General features: G+C 40.3%; 18 protein-coding genes. 3 read left to right on the forward strand and 15 right to left on the reverse strand.

All coding sequences use genetic code 11. From position 1 onward, the window contains the following. Window positions 1-217 precede the first annotated feature (217 nt). The gene (locus GT589_RS04395; protein WP_293396570.1) at window positions 218-712 is read left to right on the forward strand and encodes a hypothetical protein; all 495 of its coding nucleotides are present in this window, start codon (window positions 218-220) and stop codon (window positions 710-712) included. An 85-nt stretch (window positions 713-797) separates the two neighbouring features. Here the strand turns inward: GT589_RS04395 and GT589_RS04400 are convergent, their stop codons facing one another. From GT589_RS04400 to GT589_RS04410, 3 genes are all read right to left on the reverse strand, one after another. Next, complete coding sequence (locus GT589_RS04400) at window positions 798-2,108, reverse strand: B12-binding domain-containing radical SAM protein (RefSeq protein ID WP_293396572.1); 1,311 nt, start codon at window positions 2,106-2,108, stop codon at window positions 798-800. Next, window positions 2,105-2,890, reverse strand: a complete 786-nt coding sequence (locus GT589_RS04405) for a hypothetical protein (protein ID WP_293396574.1) — start codon at window positions 2,888-2,890, stop codon at window positions 2,105-2,107. Before GT589_RS04405 ends, GT589_RS04400 begins: the two co-directional genes overlap by 4 nt. 138 nt (window positions 2,891-3,028) lie before the next feature. Beyond that, entirely contained in the window at window positions 3,029-4,990 is a 1,962-nt protein-coding gene (locus tag GT589_RS04410; protein ID WP_293396576.1) for an HD domain-containing phosphohydrolase, read from the reverse strand. Between the two features lie 262 nt (window positions 4,991-5,252). Here GT589_RS04410 and htpG point away from each other — a divergent pair, with 262 nt between their 5' ends. Both htpG and GT589_RS04420 read left to right on the forward strand, forming a co-directional pair. Further along, a complete protein-coding gene (htpG, locus tag GT589_RS04415) occupies window positions 5,253-7,136 on the forward strand; it encodes a molecular chaperone HtpG (RefSeq protein WP_293396578.1) in 1,884 nt (627 codons plus the stop codon). 204 nt (window positions 7,137-7,340) lie between these two features. After that, window positions 7,341-8,363: a molybdopterin-binding protein gene (locus GT589_RS04420; protein WP_293396580.1), complete on the forward strand. Its 1,023-nt coding sequence runs from the start codon at window positions 7,341-7,343 to the stop codon at window positions 8,361-8,363. Window positions 8,364-8,395: 32 nt separating this feature from the next. On the opposite strand, the gene GT589_RS04425 is transcribed toward GT589_RS04420, so the two are convergent. The 12 genes from GT589_RS04425 to GT589_RS04480 all read right to left on the reverse strand — a co-directional run bounded on the left by GT589_RS04425 (window position 8,396) and on the right by GT589_RS04480 (window position 21,649). Continuing rightward, entirely contained in the window at window positions 8,396-11,287 is a 2,892-nt protein-coding gene (locus GT589_RS04425; protein WP_293396582.1) for an S-layer homology domain-containing protein, read from the reverse strand. A 170-nt stretch (window positions 11,288-11,457) separates the two neighbouring features. Next, entirely contained in the window at window positions 11,458-12,396 is a 939-nt protein-coding gene (locus GT589_RS04430; RefSeq protein ID WP_293396584.1) for a D-aminoacyl-tRNA deacylase, read from the reverse strand. Between the two features lie 180 nt (window positions 12,397-12,576). Then, entirely contained in the window at window positions 12,577-13,824 is a 1,248-nt protein-coding gene (gene sstT, locus GT589_RS04435; protein ID WP_293396586.1) for a serine/threonine transporter SstT, read from the reverse strand. Window positions 13,825-14,157: 333 nt separating this feature from the next. Continuing rightward, entirely contained in the window at window positions 14,158-15,477 is a 1,320-nt protein-coding gene (locus tag GT589_RS04440) for a pyridoxal phosphate-dependent aminotransferase (protein WP_293396588.1), read from the reverse strand. A 226-nt stretch (window positions 15,478-15,703) separates the two neighbouring features. Further along, window positions 15,704-16,180 (reverse strand): methylated-DNA--[protein]-cysteine S-methyltransferase, encoded by a 477-nt coding sequence (locus tag GT589_RS04445; protein WP_293396590.1) that lies wholly within the window; start codon window positions 16,178-16,180, stop codon window positions 15,704-15,706. 415 nt (window positions 16,181-16,595) lie between these two features. After that, on the reverse strand, window positions 16,596-17,075 hold the full coding sequence (locus tag GT589_RS04450) for a Csac_0668 family 2Fe-2S cluster-binding (seleno)protein (RefSeq protein WP_293396592.1): 480 nt from the start codon (window positions 17,073-17,075) through the stop codon (window positions 16,596-16,598). Window positions 17,076-17,096: 21 nt separating this feature from the next. Beyond that, the gene (locus GT589_RS04455; protein ID WP_293396594.1) at window positions 17,097-17,936 is read right to left on the reverse strand and encodes a hypothetical protein; all 840 of its coding nucleotides are present in this window, start codon (window positions 17,934-17,936) and stop codon (window positions 17,097-17,099) included. 31 nt (window positions 17,937-17,967) lie between these two features. Then, the gene (locus GT589_RS04460; RefSeq protein WP_293396596.1) at window positions 17,968-18,330 is read right to left on the reverse strand and encodes a hypothetical protein; all 363 of its coding nucleotides are present in this window, start codon (window positions 18,328-18,330) and stop codon (window positions 17,968-17,970) included. A 3-nt stretch (window positions 18,331-18,333) separates the two neighbouring features. Then, entirely contained in the window at window positions 18,334-19,341 is a 1,008-nt protein-coding gene (locus GT589_RS04465) for a hypothetical protein (RefSeq protein WP_293396598.1), read from the reverse strand. Continuing rightward, complete coding sequence (locus GT589_RS04470; protein ID WP_293396601.1) at window positions 19,338-20,963, reverse strand: PD-(D/E)XK nuclease family protein; 1,626 nt, start codon at window positions 20,961-20,963, stop codon at window positions 19,338-19,340. The genes GT589_RS04465 and GT589_RS04470 overlap by 4 nt, the downstream gene beginning before the upstream one ends. Before the next feature lie 13 nt (window positions 20,964-20,976). Continuing rightward, window positions 20,977-21,387 carry a DUF6508 domain-containing protein gene (locus GT589_RS04475; RefSeq protein ID WP_293396603.1) on the reverse strand — a complete coding sequence of 137 codons (411 nt, stop codon included), beginning with the start codon at window positions 21,385-21,387 and terminating at the stop codon, window positions 20,977-20,979. Beyond that, window positions 21,380-21,649 carry a hypothetical protein gene (locus tag GT589_RS04480; RefSeq protein WP_293396605.1) on the reverse strand — a complete coding sequence of 90 codons (270 nt, stop codon included), beginning with the start codon at window positions 21,647-21,649 and terminating at the stop codon, window positions 21,380-21,382. The genes GT589_RS04475 and GT589_RS04480 overlap by 8 nt, the downstream gene beginning before the upstream one ends. Window positions 21,650-21,791: the final 142 nt, after the last annotated feature.

Raw genomic sequence — 21,791 nt, forward strand, 5'->3', positions numbered from 1 at the left:
ATATTACATAACTACTTCTTTGGTGTCGTTAGATTTTTCACTAAAGTGCGCGATAATTTCTCGCAAATCCGCTTGTTATGCAAGTTTGACTTCCATTCAAAAAATGGTATCATGTTATCTAAGATAATCAACAATCCAAAATCAGAGTACTTCTCTTATAATCAGTATTTCTATAAGAGAGTTTCTCTAACACTAAAAGACAGGGGGATTGATTTTAATGAATCCAATGCTTAAAAAACTTGTAGATCAGAATTTCATGACAGAAGCTCAGGCGGCTTATCTTGAAGAGGCCGTGGGCAGACAGGATACAGTTATAGTATCTGGACACAAAGGCTGGGGAATACTTCCTCTAATGGCAACACTAAGCGCCGTTGCCAAGAGCAAGTTCAGCATCAAGCAGGTTAAAGGCTTCGATGACCTGGCCGATGAAGCTCAGTACTACATAATAGCCGACCTTTCAGACATTGATTTTGCAAAGCTTATTGCCGATACAATATCTATCAAAGACACATCTATGATAACAATAAAAGACCCTGACCACCCATTCTCTCTCTACAAAATACTTGGTGATGTGTACAAGGCTACAGGTGACACTTCAAAAACATTCCAGGTTGCCGAATGCTGCAAGGAAAATGGCGAAAAGAAGCTCGCCAAGATCACTCAGGTTACTTACAATGAAAGCGGCAAGCTTGTAAAGGTTGATTTTAAATAATACCCTGACCTAAAGCAAAAAGTGTGTATCCTCCTTGAAATTGATATAATCAAACTCTAATTCAGGGAGATACGCACTTTTTCTATCAGCTGTTTTGAATTTTCAATCTTTCAAAAGACTTGAGAGTCTCCTGTATCCTGCCTTTAAGCCATTTTTCGTCAAATTCGCTTTTATATAGAAATCTTGTTTCGTTTTCTATAGTCCAATCGTCTGCGCTTATTCCTGATACTCTTTCATAAAGCTTTGAGCCTGGCAGCGGGTAAGGCACGTTGAATGATATCTCATCAAGTCCCAGGGAAAGTGAAAACTCGAGAGTATCCTCGATAGTAGCCTCTGTTTCACCCGGATAGCCCACTATGAAAAAACCTGCGCATGCTATTCCATTTCTTACGAATACCTCAACGCCATTTCTTACACTTGACGTATCAATGCTTTTGTTCATCAGCTTAAGAACCTCATCGTTGCCCGACTCTATACCAAGATACACCTTGCTGCAGCCTGCCTTTTTCATTTCACACGCAATCTCGTCATTTATAGTATCCACACGCGAAAGACAGCTCCATGATATTCCCAGCTTTTCTTCAACGAGTCTTTCGCAGAAGCTCTTTAGGAATTTGGTGTCGAATGTAAAAAGGTCATCTGCAATCCAGAGCGAGTCATAGCCATAAGATAATATGTCTCTTATTTCGTCAAAAATCCTATCAAGACTCCTGAACCTCACCTCTTTTCCGAATATAGGCTTGGAACAAAAGTCGCACGAAAACGGACATCCGTAGGTCATCATTATTGAAGTTTTCTTTTTCCCGGAATGCCTGTGACACAACTCCTGATATCTGCCATGATCAAAGCCTGACCTGTCAGGCAGCGGGCAAGTGTCGATCTCATCCTTGCTAAGATGTGTCGCAGTCGAATATAGTCCCCCGTTTTTCAAACTGTATATGCCAGGATAGCTTTCCGAGTTTATTCTCTCTATGAACCCGATTCTGTTTGGAGCATTAAGATAGTCGTGGCAAAAGTCTGGAAAGCTTTTAGCAGCCTCTCCCTTGAAAACATAATCGAACTTCTCGGCGAACCTGGCAGGATAGAGCGTTGGCAATGGTCCACCCGCTATATAGATGCTGCTTGGATTTATTTTTTTGAGCTTGTCCAGCAGCTTCAATGCATTGTCGGCAAATGTCGTCATTACATATATTCCTGTTATATCTGCTTTGTATGCCTCCGCCCTTGAGATTACCTCTTCCAATGTCAAGAAGGTGCAGTCCAGCTTCATAACCTCAACCCCTTTTTCTTTAAGAAGCGCCGAAAGCAGTCCTATCCCAAGAGGTGGAAATAGCTGGTCTTTAGTAACGCCAGTGTAAAAGTAAGGATATATAAGCAGGACTTTTTTAGAGCTCATATTATCACCTCTTTGAATATTATCGAATATTTATAGTTTTCAAACCTTCCCGAATCGCAGAAAATCTCGCTTTCAAAACCTGCCCAGCAATAGCCTTCTGCCATCTCCCTCCCCCAGTATAGCTGGCTTGTAACTCCATCTGGTATATGAGTCTCTAAAATAGCAAATTTCAACGAGTATGCACTGCTCAGCAGTTCACAAACCCCCTGCATTTTCTGCCATCCCGACGGAGGCTCTGTCACATTTCCGTTTATGACGCCCTTGTCAAATATTCCTGCCCCCATCTCATTCATGACAAAAATCCTGCATGCCTTTTTTTTGATGTCGCAGCTTAAATCAACAGATACCTCATTTCCATTTACGCTGTACAATGCCCTTACTTCTCCATTGGAAACCACTTCCACAAAGCATGCTTCAACATTGAAAATCTTTCTAAGCACGCCGCCTAATCGGAGAAACATGCCTTGTTTTTTTTCATTCTTCATGTATATGTTTGTACAAATGTATTCAAAAACCCTCGTCAGCGGCCTAATCCTTAAACCCCAAGTCTTCCATTCCAGCCTTTTGTCCACATCTGAAATCACAAGGATTCTGCCGTTTTCCTTTTGAACACTTCGCACAGACGAAAAATAAGTGTAGCCGTCAGCTTGGACAGCAAACGCGCCAATGCCCATGCCTTCTTCTACTATGATTTTGCCGTCCTTGAATGCAACAAGCCCTCTGTCAAGTCCTCGTGAAACTCCAATTCCCTTGTATTCGTCTATTATATCGAAATCAAGCATATCAACCTCCGTATACAGGCAATTGCAGAACATCGCACTTATTCAATCTTACCCAAAATCCACATTGGTAATGCAATATTTGGTATATTGCAAAAAAAGTGTGTATCCTCAATAAATGAAGATACACACTTTTTTTTGCTATGACTTGAATTGTTCCTGCATATTTCTAAACAAATCGATATTGCCTGCAAATACATCGACTATATGCGGGTCAAAATGTTTTCCTTTTCCATCCATAATTATTTCAACGCTTTTTTCAAATGTAAACGGCTCCTTGTACGGTCGCTTTGATAATAAGGCGTCCAACACGTCTGCCACAGCGACTATCCTGGCTGAGAGCGGTATTTCATCTCCCTTTAGCCCGCTTGGATATCCGCTTCCATCCCATTTTTCATGATGTGCAAGTGCTATGGAAATCCCTTCTGAAAAGAGGCTTCTTCCGCTTCTCATGATATTTGCTTCGGCTTCTTTCAATACATCCGCACCATACACAGTATGCATTTTCATGATTTCAAATTCTTCTCCAGTCAGTCTGCCGGGCTTTAGCAGTATGTTGTCCGGTATTCCAACTTTGCCGATATCATGCATGGGGCTGAATTTTTCAATATCTATCAAAAATTTCGAATCAATCATGTCCGCATACTTGCTGTTGGTTTTCAGCAGATTTGATATCAAAACAACATAATTCTTCATTCTGTTGAGATGCTCCGCAGTATCGTCATCCTTGGCCTCCGCAAGCTTCGCCAGTGCAAGGACGCTTGAATACACAAGATCATCGACAAAAATGTTCTTCTCAAATGATATTGCTATGGCGTTGCTGACAGATTTGAGAAAATCCACATGCAAAGGGCTGTACACATTTTTCTTGTTGCTCGAAAAGAATATGAAACCTATCTGCTTATTGTTTATAAGCAAAGGAAGTGTAATTGATGCCTGTATTCCATGCTTCATTATTATTCGGCTGTAATCGCTTATTGTCCTGTTTTCAAAGTATGAATCCAGATCGTTAATCACCCTGGGTCTGTTCTTCTCGATAATCCTTTTCAGGCTGGTTTTATTTATGTCTACAGCCGTTCCAAGAAGCTCTGTTTCAAGTCCTTTGTGTTCGCTTCCGCATACGCCGTAGGAAGCGACTATATTGTCATCTCCAGATCCCCTGAACAGGGCAATGCCAATATATGTGTATGGTATGTATCTTTTGAATGTTTTGAATATGTAATCGAGAGTCTCATCAAACGATGTATGCATGTTTATGTTTTCAATCAGATGCATCATTTCACTTATCCCGCTAAATAAATTCTTAACCTCTATTACGACTCTGTTGATGTTGTTTTTTGTCTTGAATGAACTGCCCTCATTGTTGCTCATGAACCCTATATTGTTAAAACCTATATAAAGCTCTTCCAATGGCTTGAAAAGGTAGTTATAAAGCCTGTATACAGTCATTCCCGACAGCAGGCTCACAATCAGTATAAGCGCGAGATAAATGTTTCTATACATAAAATATGCGCCATTCATCCTGTCTGTTATCATATTCATCATTTTTTCGTTCAAATCCAGTAACTTCAAATTATTGCCATTTATGAAAATCAGCGCATTTTTGAATTCCTTGCTGGTGTGCTCTTCCGATACAATTATGTAGGCGCTTCGTTTATATTCACTCCAGAGGGCGTCGATTTCGCCTATGTTGCTGTTTATGCTTGAATCTCCTAAATAGTCAATTTTTACAGTTTCATTCTGTACCCTGATATATCCTTTTTTGATTCCTTCTAGCGTAGCTTCGAATGACTTTGTTGAGCTGATGATTTTCTCTCGTGCGCCGGTTGCTTTTTCTCTCAAAATTTCATCTGATTCTATGCCTTCTCCCGAGCTTATCGCATTCAAAAGGACCGATATTCTGCTGGCATCTTTTGCAATCATTTGGGTCAGCATCCTCTGCCTGCCGAGCTCATTTACAATATTCGTCGCATTTTTTTGAGCAGCCGCATTCAAAAGCGACATTCCAATGATAAGAAACAGCAGGGTTATTATCATTACAAGCAGAATAATCACATGGCGTCTTAACTCAATAAACATGTATGTATTTGTTTTTTGTTTCATCTTCTCCTCCAAAAGTATCAGGCATAGTATTGTGTTTTTTTGGAATATACCATGTTTAGCAGTATTTCTCATATCTATTATATTCTATTAAACCTGCTATTCAAAGCTTCATTATACACAATACACGATGATATGGATACGCTGATATTGACATCAATTTTATAATTTGGTATATAAAATGTAAGGATTAGCACTCATCATGCAAGAGTGCTAATGATGTGCCAGTTAAATACTTAATTTTGAAAGGAGCGATTTGTTTATAATGAAACAGACAAAACAGTTTCAGGCTGAATCCAAAAGGCTTCTCGATTTGATGGTCAACTCCATATACACTCACAAGGAAATTTTCTTAAGGGAGCTCATTTCCAACGCCAGCGACGCTATCGACAAGATATACTATGCGGCGCTCTCGGACGATACCGTTAGCTTCAACCAGGATGACTACTATATCACCATAACTCCCGACAGGGAAAACAGGACGCTTAGAATATCCGACACTGGTATTGGAATGACTAGGCAAGAGCTTGAAGACAACCTTGGAATCATTGCAAAGAGCGGCTCTTTTGCATTCAAGAACGAAAACGAGCTCAAGGACGGATATGACATAATAGGCCAGTTTGGAGTCGGCTTCTACTCGGCTTTCATGGTTTCAGACACGGTCACTGTAATAAGCAAGGCCCTAGGCAGCAGCGAAGCATACAGGTGGGAATCCTCGGGCGCTGAAAGCTATACCATAGAGCCCTGCGACAAGGCTTCTGTCGGAACAGACATAATACTCAAAATCAGGGAAAATTCAGCCGATGAAAACTACGATGAGTATCTCGACGAATACAGGCTCAAATCAATAATAAAGAAGTACTCAGACTTCATAAGATATCCTATCAAAATGAATTTCACAAAGAGCAGGCTCAAGGGCGGCAGCGAAAGCGAATATGAGGATTACACGGAAGAAGAGACTGTAAACAGCATGGTTCCAATATGGAAAAAAAACAAGAGCGAGCTGACTAACGAGGACTACGACAACTTCTATTCCGAGAAGCACTTCGGCTTTGACAAACCAATAAAACACATACACATAAATGCCGAAGGCACCGTAAGCTACAAATCCATACTCTTCATTCCAGAGAAAATACCGTATGATTTCTATACGAGGGAGTATGAAAAGGGGCTCGAGCTGTATTCAAATGGCGTCATGATAATGCACAGGTGTCCAGAGCTTTTGCCGGACTATTTCAGCTTCGTAAAAGGAATTGTGGATTCAGAGGACCTCTCGCTCAACATATCGCGTGAAATGCTCCAGCATGACAGGCAGCTCAAGCTGATAGCCAAAAATATAAAAAACAAAATCAAGAACGAGCTTGAGGATTTACTGAAAAATGACAGGGAAAAGTATGAGTCCTTCTACAAATCCTTCGGACTTCAGCTTAAGTATGGAATCTACAGCGACTTTGGAGCCAACAAGGAATTCCTGCAAAACCTGCTCTTGTTCTATTCATCAAAGGAGAAGAAGCTTGCAACTCTTGACGAGTATGTTTCCAGAATGCCTGAAGAACAAAAATATATTTACTACGCCGCTGGAGAATCCGTGGAAAGGATCGAGAAAATGCCGCAGACAGAGCTGCTGCTTGACAAGGGCTACGAGATTCTATTCTTTACAGATGACGTTGACGAATTCGCGATTAAGATGATTATGTCATACAAGGACAAGGAGTTCCGCTCTGCATCCAGCGGAGATCTTGGTATAGAAAAGGAAGAAGTCGAAAAAGCTTCCGATGCTGAAGATGCTGAAAATATGGAGCTTTTCGACTCCATGAAGGATATCCTCTCCGGCAGGGTGACTTCAGTTAAGGCATCGAAAATACTCAAGAACCACCCTGTTTGTCTTTCAACAGAGGGCGAGCTGACCATAGAAATGGAGAAAGTATTAAGCGCCATGCCTGGCAGCGAGAACGTAAAAGCAGACAAGGTGCTTGAAATAAACACAAGCCACGAGGTGTTCAAAACTCTCAGAGATGCTTTCGAGCATGACAAGGATAAGCTCAGACTCTATACAGAGCTGCTTTACAACCAGGCGCTTCTTATTGAAGGTCTTCCTATTGAGGATCCTGTGGAATTCACAAACAGCATATGCAGTATTATGAAGTAATCGAGTAAGGGGCTATCGATTATTTCGTCAAACAATAAAAACTTTCTAGGCTTAGACTGTAATAGTTGTCCGTTAACGTCAGCATCTGATATACTACTATTCATAGGAAACCTCTGAACACTTGATATTGTTGAGTTTTAGACAATTCAATTATAACATTATAACATAGTCGGAATTAGTGTATTAAAAATATGAGGTGATATATTGAATACAGTAAAAACAGAAGATGCAGTCGGTATGATATTAGGGCACGACATAACAGAAATCGTACCGGGAGAATTTAAGGGCGCCGCCTTTAAGAAGGGCCATCTAATTGCAGAAAATGATATAGAGCATCTATTAAGGATTGGAAAAGAAAATTTGTTTGTTTTTGAACTGGGAGAAAATGAGCTTCATGAAAATGATGCAGCTCTGAGGTTAGGCACACTATTTGCCGGTACGGGAATATACTTTTCGGAACCTTCTGAAGGAAAGGTCAGTTTCAAATCAGAGTATAAAGGCCTTTTGAAAATAAACAGGGAGCTTGTAGACCTGGTTAATGATACTGAAGATATTTGTCTTGCCACAATCCATGGAGATATATGCGTCGACAAAGATGAATTACTTGGAGGATGCAGAATCATACCACTAACAACAAAAAAAGAAAAAATCGACTCAATGGAAAACATTGTAAGTGGCAAGGCGCCAATATTTGAAATCAAGCCTTTTATTAAATTGAAAACAGCAGTAATTGTAACAGGATCCGAGGTGTTTAAAGGAAGAATAGAGGACAAATTCGGGCCTGTTATTGAAAAGAAAGTGAAAAACTTTGGCTCAGATGTTTTTCATAAAACAATAGTCCCCGATGTACTAGAAGATATAAGAAACGCAATATTTGACGCCAAAAAAATGGGCGCAGAGCTCATTATGGTAACGGGCGGAATGTCAGTAGATCCTGATGATAAAACCCCCGGTGCAATCAAATCTACAGGTGCTGATATAGTAACCTATGGCACACCTGTTTTGCCCGGTGCAATGCTGTTATTCTCATATCTGGATAATGTACCTGTATTCGGTCTTCCCGGGTGCGTTATGTTTGCACATACTACGGCCTTTGACCTGCTGCTTCCAAGAGTATTCGCCGGAGAGAAAATAATCAGGAAAGACATTACAAAAATGGGCTATGGAGGACAATGCTTGTCATGCAAAGTCTGCACATTTCCACACTGTAATTTTGGAAAGCATTAAAGAGGACGCCAGTAACATGGCGTCCTCTTTTTTTACTGTTCTGGAGCTGGAGGTCTGGTGAAATTTATTGCGTAGGATTTTGTTAGCGAACCGTCAGATGAGCGTATTCTGAAGCTTATCGACGTCGTTGCAACACTCATGTTCAGTGTAGTGTCTTCTCCGTTTTCAATTTGATAGCCATCAATCAATATGGTAGCATCTGGGTCTTCCGGAACTATATTAACTACAACAGACATGGTGTCGTATGACTCCAGCATGTAGCTGGTTCCGGGATTATATGAATCTCCGTTGATTGTCATGGAATCCAAATCAGCGCTCCCTGCCTCTATCAATGTAACAGTATATATTACGGAACTTTTTCCTGTTTCCTGAATATTTACAATAATTGTCACCTTTCCATTGACAAGAGGTACTCTGACTGTTGCCGTGCTGGCTTTACCGTTGATTGAAATGGTGCCTACAAACAAATCCGAATTAGCAGCTGCAGTGACGTCTACCGCATCAGTTCCAAAAGGCACGTAAATATTGTTGTATGCTGTTTTTTCCGGTTCAAAGCCGACAAGTACATTCTTGCCACCATCTATTACAGGAACTATTGTCAAGCTCTTAAGCAGCAGCGGCATTGTAGTCTCTGTCACATTAGCCACGTTGGATACATTGCCGCTTCCGTCATACAGCACTGCGTATATTTTGTATTGTGTGTCCGTTTCAAGTCCGGAAAGGCTGAGCGTTTTAGCATTTGCAGCTGTCACACCAGAACTTGCAAATGCTGCTGCAGCATTTCCCGAGCCATCCTTTCCATTTTTGATTGCCGCCGCATCCGGCGCAACCGCGCTTGTATCTACAGCAACAGCATACACAGTGCCATTCACGCTGGGCGTGGCCTTAAAATCTATTGAATTCTGATGAGGCGTAGCGCTGATACTGGTTAGGGCAGGGGCTCCAGCTGTGGTCCATGTGGACCCGGCTGACGTCACAGCCGTTCCGCCTTCTGTTTTGAGGGTGTTCGATTTTATACCCACATAGTATCTTGTGTTGAGCGACAGGTCGAAATCAGGAGTTACCGTAATCACCCTGCGGGTACTGTTTATCGAAACCGCATAGCTGCTCGTACTAACAGCTTTGCCTCCCTCCTGGAATACGACAACGCTGTCCTTTAGATATCTGTCTGTGCTTGATGTTATGGAGCTTCCGTCATATTTTACAACTCTGTCTGAGAATGTGATTGTGAATGAATCTGTATCAATCGGAACACCTGTTGCCCCGTTTGCTGGCGAGAAGGTTACAGTGAGCTTTTCAGTGGCATCTCCCGTTGTAAAGTAGCTCGATTCTGCGTCGTTGTAGTTGCCGTATTCATCCCTCATTGTGTCTTCCTCTACCTGGATGTAATATTTTGTGTTGCTGCTCAGGTTTGAAGACGGCGTTATTGTGATAAGGTCCTTTGCTGTGTTTATCGTAGCGCTGAAATCAACTGTCGCTCCCGTAGACGAGCCCTTCCTGAGTGTCACAATATCATTTATATCTGATGCAACTATTGCATTGCCGTTGTACTTTCTCATAGCCGTGTTGAACTTGATTGTAATCTTTGTGTCCAAATACACGCCGGTTTCGGCATTTTGGGGATTGAACTTCATTGACAGCTCAGGCTCAGTCTGAGTTGGCGTCGAGCCTCCTGTACCAATTGTCCAAGACCTAGGCTTTGTTTCATATGTGATTCCCCTTGCATAAACCAGCATGCTTGAAATTGTTCCTTCGCCATGGAAATACGATTCCGCATAAACCTTTGCGGTTTTGACTGTCGCTCCGCTTTCCACTGTTATGTCTGACCTTCTCCCATCAGATAATACATAAAGCTCATTTATTGTGCCTGTCTCAAGCTTGACGTTGGCATAAGAGCCGTCTATTGATACATACGGAAAGCTTCCCCTGAGCACCGCCTGTGCGGACCCGGATATGCCTATTTTTTCAAAACCGGCACCATAATCCCCTCCGGCAAGGCTTGAAGTCTGAAGAATGAAGTCCTCTGAGCCTTCTGTTCTGGCAATTGTAGTTTCGCCCTTTGCCAGCAGCCTTACACTCGAATCAGATTTATCGACTACGGCCTTGGCAATTCTGGAGTTGTTCACTGTTATAGTGTCGTCTCCCCCACCCTGTACATTCAGACTTCCAAGTATTACGCAGTTGTCTATTAAAGCGCTCTCGTCGCCGAGATCCTCGTCCATCATAACATCATTGGAATATATTGTTCCCGAAAGCTTAGTCCCGTCCTTTCTGACAACAGTATCGGATGACACTATTTTTTCTTCATCGATTATTTCGCTTATTATCTTAGCTGCCTGGGCACGAGTCAGGTTGTCTAGAGGATGAATCTTGCCATCAGCGTATCCGCCGATATACCCCTTTCCATTAACCTTAGACACCGCAGTATATGCCCAGCTGGCAATCGACCTATAGTCTGGGAAAGTCTGGAGGCGTCCGTTCTCTCCATAAGTGGGAACAAACTTCGATATCATAACGCAGGCCTCTTGTCTTGTTATTGACCGACCCGGCCTGAATGTCGAATCATTGTAGCCTAAGACATATGACGCACGCACCGCTTTTGCCACATCCTCATAGTACCAATCGCCTCGCAATACGTCAGAGAATGAAATGCTAGCCGAGCCCGAGTTTTCCAAAGCTCTGTTTACCATGCTTACAAATTCAGCCCGCGACACCTGCGCATCAGGCTTAAAGCTCCCATCAGGATATCCCTTTATGAATCCCTGACTTACGGCTTCATTGATATAAGACTCCGCCCAGTGTCCTGAAATATCATTGAAGGCTGAAGCAGCATACGACTTAGAGTTAATCGAATAAATAGAAAATACCATTGCGATAGCCAAAAGCAAGCTAGTTAGCCTTTTGATAAAATTTCCTTCATTCATAACTGACCTCCCCGCCCCAACAGGCACCTGTCCTTATTATATATACACCATGTTTCTTCCTTATGATAACATTACCCATTGCAACTGCTAAATAACAATCCAAACAAAAAGAGAATGCCCAATACTAGGCATTCCCTCGATATATGCTTCCGACTAAATTGTTTTTTTCACTATCTGACCGCATAAAACACAGTGTTTTCAGGAGACTTAAGAGCCTTTCGCTTGGCAATGGGCACTCCCAGCCTTTCTGACAAAGCGGCTGCAAGTTCTCTTTGTTCCTTTCCCAGCTTCTCATGTATTACTATTCCCTGCACACCTCCGTTTATGGAGTTTATGCAGTCCATAAGATGTGAAATCCCTGTTTCACCTGTATACATTTCAGTTTCAATCCAACGGCTCGGCAGTATGTGCGTTAGCGACACCGGATGCGTCGGGTGAAGCACAGCATTTGTTATCGTGTCCTCGAAATGTATGCCGCCCATATAAAGCACTGTCGGAAATTCTCCTGATTCTCCGAAAACTTCAATCAGCGCTCTGGCAATCACCTCAACGGCTGCGGGGTTATTGTAGCTTTCTGATGTGCTTCCGATTTCCACATCAAGGAAGGGCACCTTGTACTCGTCTATCCACTCCGCTTTTCCGCCGTAGACTACTCCCGACCAATGTGTAGCCTCTGTTGTTACCTTGAAATCATCAAGCCCTAGTGACTGCCTGTGCTTTTCCAAGGCTCTTGCTATATTAGTCGAAAGCTTCGGCTCACTTTTTCCGAAAATCCCCGAGCTGACATCCCCTACAGTATGTATGCATATTACCTTGTCTGGAGCATTGCCTCCACCATGCCAGTTGACCATTACTGCCAGGTCGCAGTCAGAGAATTTCTCTTTTATTTCAGGGAGATACCTGCCATAGTCCATGCATATAACCGTGCTCGTCCTGACATAATATATAGTGTCTCCGTCTCCAGCCTTGTATTCCAAAACAGGATAGCCGTCTACCTCCATGCCGGTTTCCGAAAGCTCGAGAATTTCACGTGACTTTTCAAAGACCAGTGGCGCAACCTCGTCCTTTGTGGAATCCATACAAAAGAAATATACTGCCTTCTTATCCATAGTATTCACATCCTTGAGATTATATAGTTTTAATCATATAACAATAATTTAAATATATCACCATTTGATAACTCGTGCAAATGCGCGGCATCACACAAAAAAAAGAAGCCCCCGTATCGCGGACCTGTAGTCTACAAACAGAGGGCTTCTTTGGTTTTATATTGCTTTTTAGTATTGCTATTAAGCTACTTTTTCATCGATAGTGATTTCTTTTCCTGCTTTACGCCATTTCGCAAATTCTGCAGTTGCTGTGAAAAGAACGTCAGTAGATGAGTTAAGTGCAGTTTCACAAGAATCTTGAAGAACTCCTACTATGAATCCAACTCCTACTACTTTCATAGCTATGTCGTTTGGTATTCCAAACAAGCTGCATGCAAGTGGGATAAGCAGCAGCGATCCGCCGGCTACGCCTGAAGCGCCGCAAGCACATACTGCAGAAAGTACGCTTAGTATGATAGCCGTTCCGATGTCTACCTGTATTCCAAGTGTGTTGACTGCAGCAAGCGTAAGCACTGATATTGTAACTGCTGCACCTGCCATGTTGATTGTGGCTCCTAGCGGAATTGATACAGAATAAGTATCCTTGTCTAGGCCCAGCTTTTCGCAAAGGCTCATGTTAACAGGTATGTTTGCAGCAGAACTACGAGTAAAGAATGCTGTTATTCCGCTGTCCTTAAGGCATTTAAGAACTAGTGGGTATGGGTTCTTACGGATGTTTATGAAAACTATTATCGGATTAACAACAAGTGCAACGAATGCCATGCATCCAAGAAGAACAGCTAGAAGTTGTCCATAGCTTAAAAGCGTTCCTATTCCATTAGTAGCTATTGACTCGAACACAAGACCCATTATTCCAAGCGGTGCGAAGTTTATAACCCATCTTACCATTTGAGATACCGCATCCGAGAAGTTGCTAATAAGAGTCTTTGTAGAATCTGCAGCATTTCTAAGTGCAAGGCCAAGAACTAGCGCCCAAGCAAGTATGCCTATGTAGTTGGCATTGAAAAGCGCTTTGATTGGGTTGTCGACAACATTCATAAGAAGCGCCTTTAGAACTTCCGAAACGCCCCCTGGAGGTGCTATATCTCCCGCTGCAGCTCCTGTAGCAAGAGTAAGTGTAACTGGAAATACAAAGCTTGCTATTACTGCAGTAAGTCCAGCTAGGAATGTTCCAAGCAGATACAGTACCACTATGGACTTCATGTTTGTTTCATGTCCGCTCTTGTGCTGAGATATGGCCGACATTACCAAGAAAAATACTAGTACAGGTGCAATACCTTTTAGAGCACCTACAAACAATGCTCCGAAAATCACTACTGGTTGTGCTGTTTCAGGAATAGCTACTGCAAGGATAATACCTATGAGCAGGCCTACGATTATCCTTTTAACAAGGCTGAGCTGATTCCATTTGTTAAGTAGATTTTTCAATGTCTTTCCTCCTAAATGATAAATTAGATATGATAAGAATAATTGCAAGCACACATGCTCTATGTGCTACAGGTGCAAACGTTATCCCCACAAATAACGCTTTACCATTGACAAGTATATCATAGATTGTAGCCGGATGAAAAACAAAAAATACCAAAATATAAATTATTCTTATAATTCAAATTAATTCTATAGTTCTGTTTTCAAAGTCTGTGGCATTTGTATGGTATGATTTTTTTTAAAAAAACAATTATTTTCCTGCATTTTTCCCATAAAAAACCCCCTACAAATCTACTGCAGGGGGCCATAATTCTTATTTCATATTTTACAAGACTATGCTCTTTGAGCCTCGTATTGTCTAAGAAGCTTAACGAACAATTCAGGCACCTTCGCCATTTTTTCTGGTGTTTCAACGTATGAGATACGGAACTGAGTAGTTCCTGGATTGTATTCACCTGCTACATTCTCATAGAAGCCTCTCATAGGAGCAACAAGAAGTGTTGTTTCTACACCGTCTATAACAGCCGAGCCTTCCTGAGCACAGTAGAGTACAAAGTCAATACAATCGAATCCTGGTTTTACTACGTTTCTTACATCTATTACAGAATATATCGATGCATCAGGACTAGAAACTATCAATTTAGGCTCCTGCTCTTTAAGTCCATTATACACCTTCATTATTAACTCTTCGTAATACTCGCGAATTTCCTTCGCCCATGCTGCAATTTCTTCTTTTGTTTGATGAGCCAATGCGCCAAATATATACTGGCCTATAGCGTTTGCACAAAGGTTTGCAGTATATTCAGCAACTGCGCGGTCATAGAATTCTTCGTTGTCAGTTATAAGAGCGCCTATTCTCAATCCGCAAGCGTTCCATACCTTCGAAGCAGTATCAAGGCTTATTCTTCTTCCCTCTATACCTGGCACCTCAGCATCGCTAATGTTCCAGATGCTTATAAGATCCTTGTTTTTATCGTAGTAAAGCTCACGATATGCTTCGTCGCTGATCATCCACATGTTGTATTTAACGCAAAGCTCTGCAAGCTCCTTCATCATTTCAAATGAGTAAAGCTGTCCAGTAGGGTTGTCGTATGGAATAACTAGAAGCGCTCCTGGGTTGTGCTTTTTGATAGCCTCTTCTATCTTGTCCATTTCAGGAAGATTGAACTTTCCGTCTTCACCCATGTGACGCTTTACAGAAACAGTCTTTCTGCCTATTCTTTCTGCGAAAGATATATAGTTCGTATAGGCTGGATCGATCATCATAAGTGGCTGCTCGCCAGTGCCTGCAGGTCCGCAAACGCCAACAAGAAGCAACTCCATACCAGAAGAACCGCCATCTGTAACCGCAACGTGTAGTTTGCTTGTGTCGTAACCCTGGCATCTTAGGATGTTTTTAAATGCCTCCTGGCACTCTGGAGTACCCGCAGTACCTGTATATCTTATAACGCCTTTGGAAAATGGACTTTCAGGAGCATCAAGTTCAAACATTCTCTTCTGCATCGCTGGGTTTGTAGGTAGGGAAACGTTTCCAATGCCGACGTTGATAACTTCCTGCGGCTTAACCTTACGTTCATCGTATTTCATCTGAGCCAATCTAACATCCGATGGTTTTCTTGATGCAAAATGCGCTGAAACAACTGGTTTACTCATAACACCACTCCTCCGAAAATTGTTATATTAGAAATTATTGCATTTTAAATTAGAGCATATCTGTGAATGATATGCTTTATTTGATTATACCATTTTAGAACATCAACTTCACGTATTTTTTCACAATTTTATAAAAATTAAAATAATACTCTTTGAATAGTTCTAGAGATGGATATTGATTCCAGCGCCACATTCTCTCCTGTTAAACAGGCTCAAATCGTTATAATTATGACATTTCAAAGGAGTTGTTTTCTAACTCTAGTAACTTTTTCTTCAATTCTATTCCGCCGCCATATCCTACAAGCCTTCCGTTTGACCCTATCACTCTGTGACAGGGAACTATTATAGAAATCGGATTTTTGTTGTTTGCCATACCCACTGCTCTGCACGCTTTTGGATTCCCAATCTGCTCTGCAATTTGCTTGTAAGTTCTGGTTTCACCATATGGGATTGTTCTTAATGCTTCCCAGACTAACTTTTGAAATTCTGTGCCTTCCGGGCTAAGCGGCAGTTCAAAATCTTTACGTTTGCCCGCAAAATAGTCAACAAGCTGCTTTGCAGCCTCATTTAGCAGCTCTGTTTCCTCTAATAGAGAATCCTTTGGTCTGTCGGCGGCGGCGAAAAAAACATCCGTTATACACTTGCCGTCTTCAGCTATTCCAATCCTGCCAATTGGCGTGTCATAGAAAAATACTTTTTTCATAGTGTCCTCCAATCATCCTCATTGTAAAAGTCTATTTTCAACATTCATTTATGTTTTTAATTTGCATTTACATTTTATGCCCAATTTCGCTTAAAAAAACGCGCGTCCTGACAATTGAGCCTATGTTGTCAGGACTGCGCTTTTCAATGTTTTGCCTTGTTAATACTATTTTATCATTTAAATTTTTTGGGTGTAAGTAAAATTTTCCGAAGTGGTACTGATTGCTTACTTCGTCTCTTCGTTCCTTGTAAGCAAAGTAACCACCTCAACGTGGCCCGAGACACTCCAACTAATGTCTTAAGTCAAATTTTAGTACCATACGTGCGTGGGAACAGGTCAACCGATTTTAAGCGTTTTAGAGGTATGTGGAAATATATCAACGGTTTATCTGTTCGCGGAAACATATCAACTCAAATCATTTCATGGTTAAGCCCTTATCAATGGCTTCCTGTATAATTTTATGGCAACATAACCCCAGTGGGTTGTTTTCTTTACAATTAGAATCTTTCATAGCCCCTGTTATAGCATTCACTTCTTTTACTGTTTTTGCACCGTGTTTAATTACAGCCTCAATTACTTGTTCCTCCGTAACTTTACTACAATAGCATGCATACTTAGGATTTGCATCTTTTTTAAACCAGATAGGAACTCTAACTTGATCTTTTAGAAATTTGATTCCATTATCCACGTTATAGTAGACAACATTACAATCTTCATTCATGCAAATCTTATATTGGTCTCCCTCAACGGTATTGCAATAATTGTCTGAAACTAAGTGTTCTACGGTCACCTTGCTAACGGAAACCCCTTCATTACTGCATGCTGGACAATTATCCTTAGTTTGTTCTATTTTTTGTGTATTGCACCCACAGCAACATTCATTGTCAATCTTCATATTCTTAACCTCCATCTTTCATTATAAAGTCCTTTTTAAACCAGGCAAAACTGTCTCTAAATATTCCTGCCAATAATCATTATCACCTTCCATGTCATGTATCCAATAGTACATAAATAAAATCTCGAATTCCTGCTTTCTTCCTTTTGTAAAAGATTTTTTCGGCATTTTTCTATACAGAGAGTCCAGATTAAAAAGATTACTTTTTTGCCGGTAATCATAATCATACTTTCTCCATGTATACTGACTCTTCTTTCTATGAGTTGAAGGCCAAATATCCTCATTATCATAAAAACTATTTATCCAATCATAAGCAAAAGCAAGAAGATTAACCTGATGTTTTGCCCAGGTTTTATCAACCCAATCAGTTATTTCCTCTGATATTGATGGTATTCCGAAATTAAACCTTTGCTCGCTTTCTACCCTATGATAGTCTTTTATAAAAAGAAAAAGCATCTCAGCCTGATCCTTAAGAAACGGTAACCTTTTAATGAGCTGTGAATAGCAATCATATGAAGCATTTCTAAATTCACTATCAGCATTATACAGAAAGAAAAACTCATTCTCTTTTATAATATTTCCAACGTATTTATGTATTTGCTTCCCATATTCACTATAAATGCCGACAACCCATTCTCTAACTTCAGGCTCATACTCCCTAAGCTGCTTACGATACTTCTCTAGCTTTTCAGTATGCAGAACTGTTTTTTCTTCAGCTTCAGTAATATTCAGATAGTTGTTAAAATACTCGAATACATAATCAACACAGATTTTCATATTTTGAGTACGTGCATCAATGTCAAATTCATTGAGTTTATCTTCTTTTTTCCTTCGAGCAATGTATTCCTCTATACTTAGCATGTGAACACCTCAAACTTTTTCTCTTCCTCCACTATTTATTAGCCTTATTAATAGTGTCAAACATTTTAGCCGGTGATAATTTACTTAGCTCCCTGTTGTCAGCCAACGCGCGTATAGCTTTATTGTATATAAACACATCAGCGTCATGTTCTTCAAAGCCTTTTTCTAGAACCAGGTAATGATACAATTCTCTACAAGGATACAACTTGAACTTTTCATTACGAAACGCATTAGTTGCTTCCTCTCTATCTGCATCACATACTTTCATCAATACTCGCAGGATTTCTTCGTCCTTAACTTTTGCTTCATACAAAGCAGCAGTTACAAGTTTAATTTCATTTCCTCTAGCTCGACGTTCTTCCAATGAACCCAAATATATATCCGTTCCCTCCAATAGTTAACTCCATGTCTTAGCCTTAAGTAACTCAGCAATTTCCTGTATTTCAGGTAATTGCTCTGTCTCCAGAACTTGTGTCAAATCAAACACCCTCGTACCCATAGGCGCTCTAGGTGTTATCTTCTTAAAGTCTGTCTCGTAAAATTTATCAACAAAGAAATATCTTTCACCGGTCATCACATATCCATAGTTCTTTCCATCTTCTATTGCCTTGCATATTTGTTGCTTCCTATCGTCAGTAAGTTCTCCAAGTTCAGCTTTATACTCAATACCGGCTTCCGTAGTGACTGCTGTAATAATTGCTTTAATTTTCCCAATGGCCCTTACGCTTTTTTCTTTATACAGCCCAAGATAATCGTGTGCGCTAAAGCCACGTTCAATATTGTCATAGTAAAGATTTTCACTAACATTAAAATTAAATGTGGTACCTGCCAGTTGCACTCTCATGCGCTTCCATGAATCCGAAACAATGATGAGCTTATCGTTATAGCAGTAATTTAGATAATCGTCCAAAACCTCCTGCATTTCATAATCTCTGTCATCAATAACATCACGTATTGCATCAACAATCCGTTCGAATACAGTATTAACGTGCATTACCGGATACGTCTGTGTGGCGTTGTATTCCTTCAGATGCTCTTCGAATTCTTTCTTCTTTTCTGGATTCATCAACTCCGGTGCTAAAGTAATCATCACCTTATATTTTTCATCACCGAAAGACTTCAAATGGCGCAGCAGCTGATCTGTATAGAACCAATCAGACATTTTAGTCTCAACAACAATTTTAAAGCTCTCCTGTGTGATAGTAGCATCCGGAATACTCTCCACACTTTTTTCCTGAAGATTGAAAACAATCTCTGGTTCAAAGGCGTCAGAAAAGAACTCGGATTTCAAAAACCGAAAGAATTTATCAGAAGAATATTGATATAAACGAGATAACAACAGCATTGTATTAGCTGTAGCTACATTTTCTTTCTCATGGTATCTTTGGAAATAATGTATCTTCATAATTGTTGGCCCCCATACCCCTTTTTCGCATTGCAAATAGTATTTTGAAATCTTCTTTGCATTTCTTCCTCTAAATCATTATCGTAGTCCTTGGTGTGCTTATACATTGCATTAATGAAATCATCAAAGTAAAGCACCCCATCATACAGGCTTCTGTTCTCAACAAAGAAATTATAGATTTCTCTGTAATAAACAATAGTATATTTTTCACCGCACGAAAACTTACTTAGGTCAATGCGATTGTAATTAGGTGAAAAAATAAAGCAGCTCGCTGTTTTATTGCGATACTCATCATCAGATGTAACAAATTGATAGTATTTTTTTAGCTGTGACTGTACTTGGTCACTGTAGATATCATGTCGGTCATCAATACCGTTGATGCTCGATTTGATTTTATTTTCTATTATAACGGCATTATTTCTGTCAGAAATAAGTAGGTCAATGTTTCTCTTTTCTCTCTCAATAGTAAAATCTATTTGTACCTCTATATGTAGAACCTCTCTTGCAAAACGAGAAAAAGCTTCTCTGTTTATATCAAAAAAGTAAGCAAACATATTTGAAAAAGCGAGTTCATTATCTTCCTGCCTGATGATTTTTAGAAAATTGAAATACGGATCTTTTTGAAGTTCCGGCAATTCAGAAATTGCTTGTGTCGTATTAGCATCTTCCCACAACTCTCTGTTCTCAATTATCTGATTCAAATCAGCGAAAGAATCCGGCTTTTCATTTTCGTTGTAGAATTCCCTTAATGTTTGTTTGCCAAATCCTTTATTAGTACGGATGAAAAAAGTGTTGTCACCACTTACAGATGCATCGTCTGTAATATATATCTGATTTTTGGGTTTGATAACCTTATCTGCAACAAAGGTAGTATAAGCATTTTTTTCTTCTTGAAGACTGCCGTGATATGAGTTTTCATTAAATAAATCTACAAGACTTATACCGCCATAGGTCAATCCTAATGCAACTTGTCCTTTATATCTCTCTTCTCGTGGGAGTTTGCTGTCGGCAAAACCAAGAATTGTAACACCCTCTGCCTTGGCTAGTATTTTATATGTTTTCGAGGCAAATTTTCGTACCAACAAAACAGTTATTCTATTTTCTCCATGAGATAATTCTATTGTTCCTTGTGAATTGAGATAAATATAGTTTTTCCCATCATCTGCCTTATAGAGATTTATTATTTCATGACCTATATTATCGCCCTCTGACAAATATGCTCCAACATACATTTTGTTAATTATTATTTCACGGCTCATATGTGTTGGCTTTACTTTTACTGCGGTTTTTTGTTTATATTCAACCGGAGCAATGGTTTCATCCGACGATAGAAACAAGCGGAACCTTCTTAGATGAGACAAGTAACCACTAACAAGTGAATTGACATTACCGGTCGAGTTCTCAGAAAGAGCTTTTATCAATGCACTCTTTGCTTCAGTCTCAAAATCAGTAGCGTTCACCGCATTCCAGAATAAATCTTTGCTTCCTTTCCTCCAAAGGTAGAAGGTGTCCACATATGCAGTATTGATTGTTGCTGTCGAAATGTTCTGGCTACGTAGGAAGTTCTTATATAAAGCACGCAGCTCATCATACGGTAGAGCTTTCATTTTGTTAATATCCAAAGTCAAACCTCCTTTACTCAATACTGTTTAATCTTTCAAGCCACTTCAATATGCAGCCACTCTTGAAGAAATCTAATAATGCACCATCGCAAAAACGCTCAGCTCTTACTGCACCCATAATCAGTGCAAGAACACACTGTGCCTTCAAGTTTGAAACATCAGCATTTTCCATAGATTCTGAATCCCATTCAAGTCCGTTATCTTTGAGAATATCTCCATAACGGGTAAGCTCCATATCTTTATTGCTTTCTTCAAAGGCATAAACATCATCGATAAAGTTATGTACCATTTCTGAATAATCTACAAAAGGCATCTGTATCGGATGTTCCGGTGTTCCATCGTTTTCTCTATCAACAACCCATTCGCCGATGCCATCCGCCTGGATTATAGGTATGTATTTTGTCAAAATATCGAATTTACTCATCCTCGTCGTCCTCCTCAGTAACGTCAATACCAAATAACATCTGCAACTTATCGAAGTTATACGGGTATGAGTTATCGCCATCAAATCTTGCCGGTTTATAGCCATTGCTATATTCAAATTCCAACTCCCACTGTGTACCATCACACACCGTGTATCCGAAGCGCTTAGTTGAATATCGTCTGAGCCATTCACCGATGTGAAGATCCCTAAGTGCAGCTATAAAAGTGTCCTTTGTAAATGGCTCCTCGTTATCACCATCCAATAATGAGAGTGGTTCTGTATCTATGTCAATAAAATGGACACAAATTAAGAGTGGTTTTTAAGCAACCCTTAATCGACTTTCAAAATAAAGATTTTCAAATGTTTCGGGGCTAAGGTACCCAAGTTTTCCATGACTGCGATTA

The organism is Peptoclostridium sp. (assembly GCF_009881055.1).
In the GTDB taxonomy this organism is placed as follows: Bacteria; Bacillota; Clostridia; order Peptostreptococcales; family Peptostreptococcaceae; genus Peptoclostridium_A.

Coding starts and splice junctions, on each gene's coding strand:
- GT589_RS04425 (WP_293396582.1), bottom strand. CDS start 11,287: ATGAATGAAGGAAATTTTATCAAAAGGCTAACTAGCTTGCTTTTGGCT.
- GT589_RS04400 (WP_293396572.1), bottom strand. CDS start 2,108: ATGAGCTCTAAAAAAGTCCTGCTTATATATCCTTACTTTTACACTGGC.
- GT589_RS04455 (WP_293396594.1), bottom strand. CDS start 17,936: ATGCTAAGTATAGAGGAATACATTGCTCGAAGGAAAAAAGAAGATAAA.
- GT589_RS04405 (WP_293396574.1), bottom strand. CDS start 2,890: ATGCTTGATTTCGATATAATAGACGAATACAAGGGAATTGGAGTTTCA.
- GT589_RS04410 (WP_293396576.1), bottom strand. CDS start 4,990: ATGAAACAAAAAACAAATACATACATGTTTATTGAGTTAAGACGCCAT.
- GT589_RS04465 (WP_293396598.1), bottom strand. CDS start 19,341: ATGAAGATACATTATTTCCAAAGATACCATGAGAAAGAAAATGTAGCT.
- htpG (WP_293396578.1), top strand. CDS start 5,253: ATGAAACAGACAAAACAGTTTCAGGCTGAATCCAAAAGGCTTCTCGAT.
- GT589_RS04475 (WP_293396603.1), bottom strand. CDS start 21,387: ATGAGTAAATTCGATATTTTGACAAAATACATACCTATAATCCAGGCG.
- GT589_RS04395 (WP_293396570.1), top strand. CDS start 218: ATGAATCCAATGCTTAAAAAACTTGTAGATCAGAATTTCATGACAGAA.
- GT589_RS04430 (WP_293396584.1), bottom strand. CDS start 12,396: ATGGATAAGAAGGCAGTATATTTCTTTTGTATGGATTCCACAAAGGAC.
- GT589_RS04445 (WP_293396590.1), bottom strand. CDS start 16,180: ATGAAAAAAGTATTTTTCTATGACACGCCAATTGGCAGGATTGGAATA.
- GT589_RS04450 (WP_293396592.1), bottom strand. CDS start 17,075: ATGAAGATTGACAATGAATGTTGCTGTGGGTGCAATACACAAAAAATA.
- GT589_RS04440 (WP_293396588.1), bottom strand. CDS start 15,477: ATGAGTAAACCAGTTGTTTCAGCGCATTTTGCATCAAGAAAACCATCG.